Origin of the sequence: Novosphingobium profundi, assembly GCF_020524485.1 — a bacterium.
GTDB classification, from domain to species: domain Bacteria; phylum Pseudomonadota; class Alphaproteobacteria; order Sphingomonadales; family Sphingomonadaceae; genus Novosphingobium; species Novosphingobium profundi_A.
Genome location: NZ_JAIVLF010000004.1, coordinates 127,575 through 141,164 on the forward strand (window position 1 = coordinate 127,575; position 13,590 = coordinate 141,164).

Below are 13,590 nucleotides of genomic sequence, written 5' to 3' on the forward strand. Positions count from 1 at the left end.
ATTGCATTTCTCCCTTAGACTGATCTTCGTGGCTCCCTCGCGAAACATGAAAACGATTGTTAGCTCCCAGCCGAACAGGTGCGGCCCGCCTGTCGACGTGCTATGTTGACCATCCGACACCCGCTGCATCGGAGGTGTTCATGGCATTCGCACGACACATTCTGGGCCTTGCTCTGGCCATCGCGGTGTCCGCTTGCAATGAAACCGCGATGGATGGGGCTACCAGCAGTTCCATGGCGAGTGACGTCCCCGAGGAAGCCTTGATGGCTCCTGCCGATCCGGGAGAGACAACCTTTTGCGACGTGGCGGGGCGGCGCCTGACACTGGAAGACTGCGCCGACCTCACCAGCGCCATGGAGCAGGCAAGGCAAGGCACCGCCGCCTTCAATGTGCCCGAGGAACTGATGCGGGATGAGACGGTGAACATCCGGCTGTCGATCGGGTTTCCTGCAGAAACACGGCCTGATGAGCCCGAGAAGGAAATGGCCCTCCGCCCCCGAACGCCGCAGGACGAGTTGGCAGGCCAACCCGGTACTATCGAGACCTATACCCCCATCGTCGGGCGGATCATGCGCGCCGAACTCACAGGTGATGGGTTCCACATAGAGCCGATGAACCCGGCCGAACAAACAGTCAGCGATAGGACTGCAACGACGTGGGAGTGGGCGGTCACGCCCTTGCGGCATGGCGCGCAGGAGCTTGCCTTGCGCACCGTCGTGATGGGGGTGACGGCCGACGGCACGCGCTATGCGCTCCTGCCGACAATGCATATCGAGCAGGTCCGCATCGAACGGACGACATGGCAAGCGACGATGGATACCTTTCGCGACCTGCCCGAGGTGTTCAAGGTCCTCACCGCCGTGCTGACGGGAGCCACCGCGCTCCTTGCCGCCTTCTGGGCTTTCCGCAAGGCGCTGCGAAAGCCCAAGGACGATCCCGGAAAGAAACCCTGACCCTGCCTATCAGCGCATTCGCTTGACGAAGACGCCGTTCTCACGCTGGTCGATGGCGAACTGCGGCAGGCTCTGCACCAGTTCGGACAGGCGTGAGAAGCCGTAACTACGTGCGTCGAAGCTGGAGCGGTTGGCGGCCCTCTGCCCGACTTCAGAGAGGCTCGCAAAGCCTTCATCGTCGCGCTTGCTGGCCTTCCACGCATCGCCCAGCAATTCGACCAGAGCATCCTCGACCTGCGGCTTGGCGACTGCGACCTCCGGATCGGCGACCTTGGCATCCTTCTCGGCATTCAAGGCGCCGAGGTCGATGAAGCGCGTGCAGGCCTCCCGGAACGCCTCAGGTGTTCGGTCCGTCCCAAAGCCATAAACCGGCGTGCCGTTCTGCCGGATGCGAATGGCAAGCGGCATGAAATCGCTGTCACTGGTCATGAGCCCGAACCCGTCGACATGACCTCCATAGAGCAGGTCCATCGCATCGATGGTCATCTTCATGTCGGTGGCGTTCTTGCCCTTGGTCACATCGAATTGCTGCTGCGGTTCGAGCGCATAGCGATGGACCAACTCAGACCAGCCCTTGAGGCCGGGCTTGCTCCAGTTGCCGTAAATGCGCCGGATATTCACGGTTCCAAGATCCCCCAGGATCGTAAGAGCGCTTTCCAACGTGGAGGGCGATGCGTTGTCGCCATCGATCAGGAGGGCGATATTGCGACTGCGGCTGTTGGGGCGATGGGCCACGCGTATTCCTCGTTCGTTGGCGACCTCTTGCGAAGCCTGCTTTTCTTTTGTTCACAATACCTCGAAGCGCTTCGGGTTGCACGCTCTCCGCTCTAGGCTCCCCCTCTTGCCAAGACCTTGTGCAACGCACAAACTGCCTGCCAGAAATCCGAGCAGGGGAATTGAGGACAGGCGATGCAGCGTTTTGAAGGTACGAGCAATTACGTCGCGACGGATGACCTCAAGGTCGCGGTCAATGCCGCGGTGCTCCTGCGCCGGCCCCTTCTGGTGAAAGGAGAGCCGGGTACCGGCAAAACGGTCCTGGCCGAACAGATCGCGGCGGCTCTCGATGCGCCGCTCATCACGTGGAACGTCAAGTCCACCACCAAGGCACACCAGGGCCTTTACGAGTATGACGCGGTGGCACGCCTGCGCGACGGACAACTGGGCGACGAGCGGGTCCACGACATCGCCAACTACATCCGCAAGGGCAAGCTGTGGGAGGCCTTCACCAGCGAACGCCTGCCGGTCCTCCTCATCGACGAGATCGACAAGGCCGACATCGAATTCCCCAACGATCTCCTTGCCGAACTCGATCGCATGGCTTTCGATGTCTACGAGACGGGTGAGCACGTGGCCGCGCGGGAGCGCCCCATCGTCGTCATCACCTCGAACAACGAGAAGGACCTGCCCGACGCCTTCCTGCGCCGCTGCTTCTTCCACTACATCAAGTTTCCCGAGCGCGAGACGATGGAAGCCATCATCGCCGTGCACTTCCCCGACATCCAGAAGACCCTCGTGCGCCGCGCGATGGAGATCTTCTACGAACTGCGCGAAGTCCCCGGCCTCAAGAAAAAGCCCTCGACCAGCGAGTTGCTCGACTGGCTCAAGCTCCTGATGAACGAGGACATGCCGCTGGAGGTCCTGCAATCACAGGACAAGGGCAAGGCGATCCCGCCCCTGCATGGCGCGCTGCTCAAGAACGAGCAGGACGTGATGCTGTTCGAAAGGCTCGCCTTCATGGCGCGGCGGGGCGAATGAGCGCGCCCTATCATGGCGCGTGCAACTGCGGTGCGGTCACGCTGACGATTGCAAGCGAGCCGCTCTGGGTGCGCCAGTGCTGGTGCCGCCAGTGCCAGAAGGCCGCAGCGGGAAATGCGACCTGCAACGGTCTCTTCCGCACGGAAGGTATGACTGTCAGCGGTGACGTCACGTGGCGTGGCTATGAGGCCGCGAGCGGGAATACCGTCGAGCAAGGCTTCTGCGCTGCCTGCGGCACCCCTGTCTTTGCGCGCAATTCCAGTCGCGGCGGGGCTCAAGTCGTCCGCCTTGGCGTGCTGGATGATGCCGCGGATCTTTCCATCAACGCCATCATCTGGACCAGCGATGCCCCCGACTGGGCCTATTTCGATCCGCAGGTGAAGCAATGGCCGGGCCAGCCGCCTGTTGCAAAGCCGGCGACATGATCCGAGTCCGCCCTGTTCTGCTCGCAAGCCTCACCTTCGCGCTGGCGCCCGCGTCCGCCCATGCGGATCCCATCAAGGTCGACGTCGAGGCCGACTGGCACCACGCCCAGACCAAATTCGTCTTCGCGCCCCAGGTATCCCGCTTCGAACGGATCGCCATGAAGGACTATGGCAATGCCGAACTGGATGTCACGGCAGCCTATTCCGATGGCGCGACGCAAACAGAGGCCACCGTCTATCTGTTTCACGCAGGGCTTGCCGATGCCTCGGTCTGGCATGATCGCATCCTTGCATTTATAGAAAGGGGAGAACTCGGCACCCTGGACACGAGCCAGACAAGGACGAGTACGTTCACACCGCCCAGCGGCCAGCCCTCGGCCGGAATCCGCTCCGTGGGACCACTTTCGGGCACGAGCGCCAAGTCCACAGGTATCGCGATATATCCTTTTGCCGACTGGCTTCTGGCCGTCCGCATGACCTCGCACAGCCTGGATCCAGATGCTCTCGATGTCCGGCTGTCCACCTTCGTGGAAGAGCTTTCCGCGCCTCGCGCGCCCATTGGTGCACCCAAGGCTTATCCGATCCTCGCGTGCACCAAGCCACTCCCGAACAAAGCCGCAAAGTTCTACAAGCCGACCATGATGGACGCGCTGCTCGGGGCCACGATCAATCTGACGAACAAGGATGAAACCTACGACAGCGGCGCACTTCCCCCCAAGGATGCGGACTGGTGCCGCGATCCAAGTTCGACATCGGAATATGGCGTCTACCGCTCCAAGGGAACGCGCAGCAGCTACATCGTAGCCGTTGGCGATAGTGGGACTACCGCAAGTGTGGGGCGCGAGACCTTGTCCGGCGCGATCAGCGGCTCTTTGAGCCCTTCCTTTCAGATGACGGTACGCACCGTCGATCACGCCTATGCCTTTCCGCGCTTCACGCGCCTGCCTGCCGTCAGCCAGGTGGTGGCGCAGATCTACAAGGGACAACCTATCTCCTCGGCAACACGTGGTTCCCCCGATACGACGATCACTCTGCCATCGGGCTTGAGTGATGAGGAAGCCAGCTGATGTTCCTGAACTTCATCGACGAACTTCGCGCGGCCGGTATCCCGGCATCGCTCAAGGAGCATCTCGTCCTCCTGGAAGCGCTCGAGCGCGAGGTCATCGAGCAGACCCCCGAGGCGTTCTACTACCTCAGCCGCGCGACTTTCGTGAAGGATGAAGGGCTTATCGATCGCTTCGATCAGGTCTTCCAGAAAGTCTTCAAGGGTGTCCTGACCAATACCGGCCAGCAGCCGGTCGATATCCCGGAGGAGTGGCTCAAGCGCCTCGCCGAACGCTATTTCAGCCCTGAGGAGATGGAGCGCGTCCAATCGCTGGGCGACTGGGACGAAATCATGGACACGCTCAAGAAGCGCCTGGAGGAGCAGAAGGAGCGCCATCAGGGCGGTAGCAAGTGGATCGGGACCGGCGGGACCTCACCCTTCGGCCACTCGGGCTACAACCCCGAAGGCGTTCGGATCGGCGGCACCAGCCAGCACAAGCGCGCGATCAAGGTCTGGGAAAAGCGCGAGTTCGCCAACCTCGACAGCACCAAGGAACTGGGCACGCGCACGATGAAGGTGGCGCTGCGCCGTTTGCGCCGCTTTGCCCGCGAAGGTGCGGCTGAGGAGCTCGATCTCGACGCGACGATCCGGGGCACAGCCAAGCAGGGCTGGCTCGATATCCGGATGCGGCCCGAGCGTCATAATGCCGTGAAGGTCCTGCTCTTTCTCGACGTCGGTGGATCCATGGATCCCTTCATCGAGATGATGGAAGACCTCTTCAGTGCGGCCACCAGCGAGTTCAAGAACATGGAGTTCTTCTACTTCCACAACTGCCTCTACGAAGGCGTGTGGAAGGACAACCGCCGGCGCTGGTCGCAGCGCATTCCGACCTGGGATATCCTCCATAAGTACGGGCATGACTACAAGGTGATCTTCGTGGGCGATGCCGCGATGAGCCCTTACGAGGTCAGCTATCCGGGCGGCTCGGTTGAGCATATGAACGAGGAGCCCGGCTCGACCTGGATGCGCCGGGTGGTCCAGACCTACCCGGCGACGGTCTGGCTGAACCCGGTGCCTGAGCGCCAGTGGAGCTACACGCCCTCCACCCAGATGCTGCGCGACCTGGTGGGCGGCGCCATGTTCCCGCTGACGCTGGGCGGTCTCGACGAGGCCATGCGTACCCTCACTCGCAAGAAGTGAGCCTGCGCAAAAGCTCATAGGGGGTATGCAAGAGCGCTGGATTGATCGCGGCCACGCATGGGACCATCTTGGCGCCATGACACACGCACAGCCTGCCTTCTTCATCGGCCACGGTTCGCCCATGACCATGATCACCGACAACCCGGAACGTCGTTTCCTCGAAGCCCTGGGCCCACTGCTGGAACGTCCCAAGGCGATCCTGACGATTACGGCGCACTGGGAGAGCCAGGGGACTACACGCATCTCCGAGGGTGATTTTCCGCGTACAATCCATGACTTCCGTGGATTTTCTCAGGAACTTTACGATATGCAGTATCCCGCGCCACTCGCGGCCGAGCTGCATGACAAAGTACTTGAACTGGCGGGAGACATCCCCGTGCGTGGCGACGCCAGCTGGGGCTTTGACCACGGTGTCTGGGGCGTCCTGCGCCCGCTCTTCCCCGAGGCCGATATTCCCGTCCTTGCGATGAGCGTGAACCATTCGCTCTCACCCGAACAGCACCTCGAACTGGCGCGCCGCCTTGCCCCCCTGCGCCGTGAAGGCGTTATGATCGTGGGCAGTGGCAATGTCGTCCACAACCTGCGCCTATACCACGCCACCCACGGTACGAAGCCGGACTGGGCGACCGCCTTCCAGGAGCGCATCAACGCCGCCGTGATCGCGAACGACCACGCCGCGCTGACGCAGTTCGCCCGCGACGACCAGGCCGCAGCGAACGCGATCAACTCGGGCGAGCATTACCTGCCGCTGCTCTATGCGGTCGGTGCAAGGCTGCCCGAGGACGAAGTCGGCGTGTTCAACGACAGCATCGACGGCGCGCTTTCGATGACCTCGTACATGCTCGGTAACCCGAGTGTCCTGAACGAGGTAGCTGCGCCCGCAGTCGCCTGATCGCCCAGCCCTAGCGGGCTGGGCCGATCGCGCCCAGTCACGCTAGGGCCTAGTCCCGGTAGAGCAGCAGGTCGGCCACCTCGGCGTGCCAGGCCTGCTCGTCCGCCGAGGCCAGCGCGTCGAGATCGCCCGGCACCGCGGCCGGATCATCGACCCACTCGCGCAGCGCCGGACCGCCATTGATGACGTCGATCGCGAGCCGGTCGAATTCGTACTCGTAGGGAAAATCGCGCCAGAGCGGATAGTCCGGATAGAGATTGCGGATGGCCTTGAAGGCCAGCGCCTGGAGCCGCCACGGCTTGAACGCCCCATGGTCGTAAAACGCCCCTTCGGCATGGACCATGAGCGCACTGCACAAGGTGCCCTGATGCTTGTGGAAGGTCGGCTCGAACCAGCATTCGCGGAGTGCGCAGCCTTCCAGCCAGTGTGGTGCGAGGCGCTCCATCTCGGCCAGGATCGCCTTGGCATCAAGATCGGGCGCGCCGAACAGCACTTCGAGTGGGCGCGTGGTGCCGCGTCCTTCCGAGACCGTCGCGCCCTCGATCATCACCGTCCCCGCATAGGCGCGCGCCATGTTCACGCTCGCGGCATTGGGGCTGGGGTTGATCCAGATGCGATCCTCGGGCCAACCGTAGCCCGGCCCGTGCGAGGGGCGCCAATCCTCCATCGCGATGACCTTGTAGTCGACATCGATGCGGTAGTGGCGCTTGAACCAGAAGCCCATCTCACCCAACGTCAGGCCATGGCGCATCGGCATGGGACCTGCGCCCACGAAGCTCTCCTGCCCCGGGATCAGCCTTGTCCCCTCGATCGGACGGCCTGCGGGGTTGGGCCGGTCGAGCACCCAGACCGACTTGCCCTGCGCCGCAGCGGCTTCCAGCAGGTACAGGAGCGTCGTGCAGAAGGTATAGATACGGCAGCCCAGATCCTGGAGATCGAACAGGAAGACATCGGCCGTGTCCATCATCGCCGGGCTGGGGCGACGGACCTCGCCGTAGAGGCTGAAGACCGGGATGCCGTAGACGGGATCGCGCTCGTCCGCGCTCTCCACCATGTTGTCCTGCTTGTCGCCCTTGAGGCCATGTTGGGGCCCGAAGGCCGAGGTCACGTTGATCCCGGCCGCGATCAGCGCGTCAAGCGAATGGACGAGATCGGCCGTGAGCGATGCGGGATGCGCGACGAGGGCCACGCGCTTACCCTCAAGGGGCTCGCGCAGTTCGGGGTCTGCCAGGAGACGATCGATACCGAATTTCATGCCGCTTGCGGTGCCGCAACTCCCAGCGTGAAGCAAGCCGGATCATGGAAATCGGGCGCTTCACCGGCGTGGGTCAGCGCCCAGTAGCTCTTGTGGCCACCCTCTTCCTCGATCACGGCACTTATGCCGCAACGCCAGGGCATCGCTGGCAGCGCGGCGCGAGGAATGGCCGCATCGAAGATCGCCATGGTTTCGCCCACACGCATCGTACACACCGGCTCGCGCGGCGCGGCCCGCTCGGTCATACCCTCGCGGCACGCGGTGAAATCATAAGCTGCCCAGCGCTCGGAAGGCGAAAGATTGAACTCGGCATACCCCTCTCCTTCCGCATTGGCGACGAACAGTTCGAAGCAGGTCGTCTGCCACAGGTTGTCCGCCCGCCCCTTGCCCGCGAACGGCGGGACAACCAGTCCCTGCGCACCATCGATGCGCCAGCGCAGCCGGACCCAATCGGCTTCGGGCGTCAGTCGACCGGTCACGGCCTCGATCCCTCGCGCGGGCGTGGCGGGATGGCAGGCTAGCGTAAATGTCTGCGGTCGCATGGGTTTGGCGCTCCTTGTTAGAGGAGCCGTCCTAGACCGGGCCGGGGGTCAGGTCGAGACGGCATGGAAGCGTCCGTGTCAGTCCGCCACGCTCTTGCCTCGCGCGCAAGCTGTGGCTAAGCGCTCTCCCATCATGACCCAGTACAAATCGGACCTCCTTCGCCTGCTCGACGAGCGCGGCTACATCCACCAGATGACCGACGCCGAGAGCCTTGATGCCCTCGCCGCCAAGGAGGTCGTTCCGGGTTATGTGGGCTTTGATGCCACCGCCTCCTCGCTCCACGTCGGCAACCTCGTCTCGATCATGCTGCTGCGCCGTCTGCAGCAGGCAGGGCACAAGCCGGTCGTCCTGATGGGCGGGGGCACCACCCGCATCGGCGATCCGACCGGCAAGGACGAAGTGCGCAAGATGCTCTCGGACGACAAGATCGAGAGCAACATCGCCTCGATCCGCACCGCCTTCGAGCGCTTCCTGACCTTTGGCGATGGCCCGACCGATGCGATCATGGTCAACAACCACGACTGGCTCGGCCAGCTCGGCTACATCGAGATGCTGCAGAAGGTCGGCACGCACTTCACCGTCAATCGCATGCTGAGCTTCGATTCGGTCAAGCTGCGCCTCGAGCGCGAGCAGCCGATGACCTTCCTCGAATTCAATTACATGATTCTGCAGGGCTATGACTTCCGTCACCTCTCGCAAGGGATGGGCGTGCGCCTGCAGATGGGCGGCTCGGATCAGTGGGGCAACATCGTCAACGGCGTCGAACTCTCGCGCCGGATGGACGGCACCGACGTGTTCGGTCTCACCACCCCGCTCATCACCAAGGCCGACGGCACCAAGATGGGCAAGTCGGTCTCGGGCGCGGTGTGGCTCAACGAGGACATGCTCCCCGCCTACGATTACTGGCAGTTCTGGCGCAATTGCGATGACCGGGACGTGGGCAAGTTCCTGCGCCTGTTTACCGACCTTCCGCTGGACGAGATCGCCCGCCTCGAAGCGCTCGAGGGCGGCGCGATCAACGATGCCAAGGTGATCCTCGCCAATGAAGCGACCAAGCTGTGCCGCGGCGAAGATGCGGCCAAGGCTGCCGAAGCAACGGCCGCGCAGACCTTTGCGGGCGGTGGCCTGGGCGACGATCTGCCGACCCTGGAAGTCGGTGCGGACGGCGTGCGCCTCAACGCGGCGTGCACGGCGCTCGGCTTCACCGGCTCCAACGGCGAGGCCAAGCGCAAGGTGGCTGAAGGTGCCGTGCGCCTTGACGATGTGGTGATGGATGATCCCGGCTTCCTCATCGAGGTGCCCGCAGGTGCGTCGATCAAGCTCAGCGTGGGCAAGAAGAAGCACGGCATCCTCAAGGCTATCTAACGCGACTAACGGCAAATTTCCGCCATTGTGCTTGGCAACATTAACGCATTGTTTGCCATTGCGCGGCAATAATGCGCCACTGGTCCCCACAAGCAAAGGCAGGCAGCCATGAGTGCAGGAGCACAGCTCACTGTAACCGACAAGAGGCGCGCAGCGCGCCACCCGGTCGACTACAAGGTGATTGCCGAGCATCGCCAGCAAGGTGACGTGCATCTGCACATCGTCAATATCTCTGCACAGGGGTTCATGGCCCAGGGGGACCTGGGTCTTGAGCGCGGTGAACGACTGGTCATGCGCCTGCCCGTCATCGGACGGATCGAGGCGCACCAGATCTGGGCCCACGAAGGGCGCGCCGGCTTCCAGTTCGAGCGTATCATCCGCATCGACGACTTCCTTAAGCTCGTGGATGAACTCCAGCCCAACCCGCGCCTGCGCCCGCGCCGCTGAGAAGCCAGCACAGCGGCGCTTGTTCTCAACCGTTTAAGCTTTGACACGCGGAGATTGTAACAAATTGTTTCTGCGCTTCACGCGCACTTGTTACAGTATAACATCACAAGTAGCGGGAGCGGCATGAGCACGCACCCGTTCCGATTCGCCTTCGCGCCCCGCGCGATGTCCGCCTCCCTTCTCGCCCTCGCTTGCGCCCTCCCCCAGGTTGCCCTTGCCGAAACGCCGGACGAACCGGCGCAGGCAGGCACTGGCACGGGTGCCTCGCCGGCCCACGGCAAGGTCCACGAGGAGACTCCCAAGGAAATTCTCGTCGTCGGCCATCCTCCCACGGATTTCGGCCTGCTCGCCGCCACGGCCAGCATCGGCGGAGATGAACTGGTCGCGGCCGACCGTGCGCAGATCGGTGACATTCTCGATGGCCTCCCCGGCGTTGCCTCGACCAGCTTTGCGCCCGGCGCCTCGCGCCCGATCCTGCGCGGCTTCAGTGGTGACCGTATCCGCGTGATGACCGATGGCCTGGGCTCGCTCGACGCGTCCAACGTCTCGGTCGATCACGCCGTCGTCTTCGACGCGCTCACCGTCGATCACATCGACGTGTTCCACGGCCCCTCGGTCCTGCTCTACGGCGGCAACGCCATCGGCGGCGCGGTCAACGCCATCGACACCCGCATTCCGCGCCAGGTGCCCGAGCGCATCACCGCGACCGGCATGGGCAGCTACGGCACCGCGGCTGACGAGCGCATGCTCAGCGGCAAGATCGACATGCCGCTTGGCGACCGCTTCGTGGCCCATGTCGATGGCTCCTGGCGCAAGAGCGATGACCTGCGTATCGGCGGCAACCTCTATTCGCCGGCCCTGCGCCACGAAATGGAGCACGCGGCCGAACATCTCGCCGAGGAAGGCGAGACCGACGAGGCGAACGAACTTCTCGCCGATGCAGGCCGCCGGGGCCGTGCCCCCAACACCGCTGCGCGCACCTACACCATCGGCGCAGGTCTTGCCTTCATAGACGCAGGCGGCAGCCTTGGCATTTCCTACCAGCGCTACGATTCGCGCTACGGCATTCCGGGCCGCCCCTTCTTCGAGGACCCGCATGGCCACGACGATCATGATGACCATGACGATCACGATGATCACGATGATCACGATGATCATGATGATCACGACGACCATGGCGAAGAGGGCCACCACCACGGCGAGGAACCGGTCACCATCGACCTCGTCCAGAACCGCTTCGACCTGCGCGGCGAACTGATCCTGGGCGGTCTGTTCCAGAGCCTCCAGCTGCGTGGCGGCTACTCCGACTACACCCACACCGAGTACGAAGGCACCGAGACCGGGACGATCTTCGACAGCCAGGCCATCGAGGCCCGCGCCGACCTCGTCCAGGCCGACCGTGGTGGCTGGCGCGGCCGCAGCGGCGCGCAGTACTTCTGGCGCAAGATGAACGTGAACGGCCCCGAGGCGGTCGTGCCGGACTACCAGATCGAGCGTTTCGGCCTCTTCACGCTGCAGTCGCTCGCGCTGGGATCGGGTTTCACCATCGACGGCTCGGGCCGCTACGAGAGCTCGCACGTCTCCTCGCGTTCTATGGACTTCGACAAGCAGTACCACCTTTGGTCCGGCGCTGCGGGCATGAGCTGGAAGTCGGGCACGGGCCTGACCCTGGGCGCGAACTTCATCCATGGCGAGCGCGCACCCTCGCCCGAGGAACTGCTAAGCGATGGCATCCACGTCGCGACGCAGGCGTACGAACTGGGTGACCGCACACTCGGCACCGAACGCAGCAACGGCGGTGAAGCCTTCATCCGGTACTCCAGCCCGCGCTTCGAGCTTTCGCTGACCGGCTACATCACCGACTTCGACAACTACATCGCCTCGGTCGCGACCGGCGGTGAGGAAGACGGTCAGCCGATCTACCAGTACGCCGAAGCTGGCGCCCTGTTCAAAGGCTTCGAGGCCCAGGCCAGCTTCCAGGCCGCGCAGTGGAGCGGTGGCCAGTGGAGCATCGATGCCACCTCCGACTACACCCACGCCAACCTCGACGACATCGGTCCGGCCCCGCGCATTCCCCCGCTGCGCCTGCGCGGTGGCAGCGACCTGACCTTCGGCGACCTGCACCTTCGCGGCGAAGTGGAATGGAACGCCAAGCAGGACCGTGTCGGGACGTACGAGAACGCGACCGACGACTTCACCCTCGTCAACCTGCGCGCCGACTGGCACCCCATGGGTGAGCAGGGCCCGGTCACGCTGATGCTGGCGGCCAACAACCTGTTCGACGTCATCGGACGCCGTTCGGCCTCCTACACCAGCGACTTCATGCCCATCTCCGGGCGTGACGTGCGCATCACGGCAAAGATCACCTATTGATGATAAAACGCTGCATGGCTTGGCAATTCCCGGCCTCACTGCCATGCAGCGTTCCGTGACTACGAAAAGCCCCTCCGCCGCGCCGACATCACCCCTGCAGATCGCAGACTACCGCCGGTTCTGGCTGGCCCGCTTCTGCGCGGTGCTTGCCTCGACCGGCATGGTCGTCATTATCGGCTACCAGCTCTATGACGTGGCCCGCGCCGACTATGGCATGTCGATTGCGCAAGCGTCTTTCCAGCTGGGCCTTCTGGGGCTGGCCCAGTTCATTCCGATCTTCCTGCTGACGCCGGTCGCTGGCGTCCTGGCCGATCGGATGGACCGCCGCAAGCTCGCCGGATCGGCCGCCTTCCTTGACAGCCTCGTTGCCATCGGCCTTGCCGTCACCACCGCGATGGAGCTGCGCAACCTGCCCGTGCTCTATGCCTTTGGCGTCCTGCACGGCACCGTGCGCGTCTTCGTGCGCCCCGCGATGGGAGCGATTGCCCCCAACATCGTGCCTGCGGCCATGATCCCCAAGGCCATTGCGCTCAATTCGATGGCCATGCAGATCGGCGTTATCTTCGGGCCGGCCGTGGCGGGCTACCTTTTTGCCTGGGACCGGCCGCTCCCCTACACCGTCTCGGCCGTTGCCGAGGTCGTGGCCGCCATCGCGATCCTCTCGATCCGCAACATGCCCCCGCTGCACGCCGACGCGCGCAAGGCCCATCCAGTCCGCCAGATCATCGACGGCTTCCACTTCATCTGGAAGGAACGCTTTCTCTTCGGCTGCATCTCGCTCGACCTCTTCGCCGTGCTGCTGGGCGGAGCCACCGCGCTTCTTCCGGTCTTTGCCCGCGACATCCTGCAGGTCGGGCCGCAAGGCTTAGGCGAAATGCGCGCCGCAACCGCTGCGGGCGCCGCCATTGTCGGCGTGATCCTGTCCTTCCGACCACTCTCGAAGGAGGTGGGCTCGAAGATGCTCTGGTCGGTCGTAGCCTATGGCGCCGCGACGCTGGCCTTCGGGCTTTCCCGCAACTTCATGCTTTCGCTCGTCTTCCTCGCGCTTCTGGGCGCGGCCGACATGGTTTCGGTGTTCATCCGCGGCTCCTTGGTCCAGTTGCGCACGCCCGATGACAAGCGCGGGCGCGTCTCGGCGATCTCGGGCCTTGCCATTTCGGCCTCCAACGAACTGGGCGAAATGCAGTCAGGCGTGGCCGCGGCCCTCCTGGGTGCAACAGGAGCCGTTGTTTTCGGCGGCGCCGGGGCCATATTCGTTACTGCCGTCTGGGCCGTGCTGTTTCCCGAGATCCGGCGCGCGCGGACATTTGAACAACACTACTAAGAGGGACCCGGAG

General features: G+C 63.7%; 13 protein-coding genes. 10 read left to right on the forward strand and 3 right to left on the reverse strand.

Translation table 11 applies throughout. The features are described 5' to 3' along the window. The first annotated feature begins 140 nt into the window (after positions 1-140). A complete protein-coding gene (locus LC060_RS10930) occupies positions 141-953 on the forward strand; it encodes a hypothetical protein (RefSeq protein ID WP_226635507.1) in 813 nt (270 codons plus the stop codon). Positions 954-962: 9 nt separating this feature from the next. Here LC060_RS10930 and LC060_RS10935 read toward each other — a convergent pair whose 3' ends face one another. Next, positions 963-1,688: an NYN domain-containing protein gene (locus LC060_RS10935; protein WP_226635509.1), complete on the reverse strand. Its 726-nt coding sequence runs from the start codon at positions 1,686-1,688 to the stop codon at positions 963-965. A 174-nt stretch (positions 1,689-1,862) separates the two neighbouring features. Between LC060_RS10935 and LC060_RS10940 the strand changes: the two genes are divergently transcribed. The 5 genes from LC060_RS10940 to ygiD all read left to right on the forward strand — a co-directional run bounded on the left by LC060_RS10940 (position 1,863) and on the right by ygiD (position 6,270). After that, entirely contained in the window at positions 1,863-2,708 is an 846-nt protein-coding gene (locus LC060_RS10940) for an AAA family ATPase (protein ID WP_226635511.1), read from the forward strand. Next, entirely contained in the window at positions 2,705-3,133 is a 429-nt protein-coding gene (locus LC060_RS10945; RefSeq protein WP_226635513.1) for a GFA family protein, read from the forward strand. Before LC060_RS10940 ends, LC060_RS10945 begins: the two co-directional genes overlap by 4 nt. Beyond that, positions 3,130-4,200, forward strand: a complete 1,071-nt coding sequence (locus tag LC060_RS10950; RefSeq protein WP_226635515.1) for a hypothetical protein — start codon at positions 3,130-3,132, stop codon at positions 4,198-4,200. Before LC060_RS10945 ends, LC060_RS10950 begins: the two co-directional genes overlap by 4 nt. Then, positions 4,200-5,378 carry a vWA domain-containing protein gene (locus LC060_RS10955; protein ID WP_226635517.1) on the forward strand — a complete coding sequence of 393 codons (1,179 nt, stop codon included), beginning with the start codon at positions 4,200-4,202 and terminating at the stop codon, positions 5,376-5,378. The genes LC060_RS10950 and LC060_RS10955 overlap by 1 nt, the downstream gene beginning before the upstream one ends. A 76-nt stretch (positions 5,379-5,454) precedes the next feature. Then, complete coding sequence (ygiD, locus tag LC060_RS10960) at positions 5,455-6,270, forward strand: 4,5-DOPA dioxygenase extradiol (RefSeq protein ID WP_226635519.1); 816 nt, start codon at positions 5,455-5,457, stop codon at positions 6,268-6,270. A gap of 49 nt (positions 6,271-6,319) precedes the next feature. Here the strand turns inward: ygiD and LC060_RS10965 are convergent, their stop codons facing one another. Together LC060_RS10965 and LC060_RS10970 are read right to left on the reverse strand one after the other, a co-directional pair. Continuing rightward, positions 6,320-7,525, reverse strand: coding sequence for an exo-beta-N-acetylmuramidase NamZ domain-containing protein (locus tag LC060_RS10965; RefSeq protein ID WP_226635521.1), 1,206 nt, complete (start codon positions 7,523-7,525; stop codon positions 6,320-6,322). Further along, the gene (locus LC060_RS10970) at positions 7,522-8,067 is read right to left on the reverse strand and encodes a DOMON-like domain-containing protein (RefSeq protein ID WP_226635523.1); all 546 of its coding nucleotides are present in this window, start codon (positions 8,065-8,067) and stop codon (positions 7,522-7,524) included. The genes LC060_RS10965 and LC060_RS10970 overlap by 4 nt, the downstream gene beginning before the upstream one ends. 133 nt (positions 8,068-8,200) lie before the next feature. Between LC060_RS10970 and tyrS the strand changes: the two genes are divergently transcribed. From tyrS to LC060_RS10990, 4 genes are all read left to right on the forward strand, one after another. Continuing rightward, on the forward strand, positions 8,201-9,433 hold the full coding sequence (gene tyrS, locus LC060_RS10975) for a tyrosine--tRNA ligase (protein ID WP_226635525.1): 1,233 nt from the start codon (positions 8,201-8,203) through the stop codon (positions 9,431-9,433). Between the two features lie 108 nt (positions 9,434-9,541). Beyond that, positions 9,542-9,880: a PilZ domain-containing protein gene (locus LC060_RS10980; protein ID WP_039393781.1), complete on the forward strand. Its 339-nt coding sequence runs from the start codon at positions 9,542-9,544 to the stop codon at positions 9,878-9,880. Positions 9,881-10,003: 123 nt separating this feature from the next. Next, on the forward strand, positions 10,004-12,253 hold the full coding sequence (locus tag LC060_RS10985; protein ID WP_226635527.1) for a TonB-dependent receptor: 2,250 nt from the start codon (positions 10,004-10,006) through the stop codon (positions 12,251-12,253). A 43-nt stretch (positions 12,254-12,296) separates the two neighbouring features. Then, positions 12,297-13,577, forward strand: a complete 1,281-nt coding sequence (locus LC060_RS10990) for an MFS transporter (protein ID WP_226635529.1) — start codon at positions 12,297-12,299, stop codon at positions 13,575-13,577. Positions 13,578-13,590 lie beyond the last annotated feature (13 nt).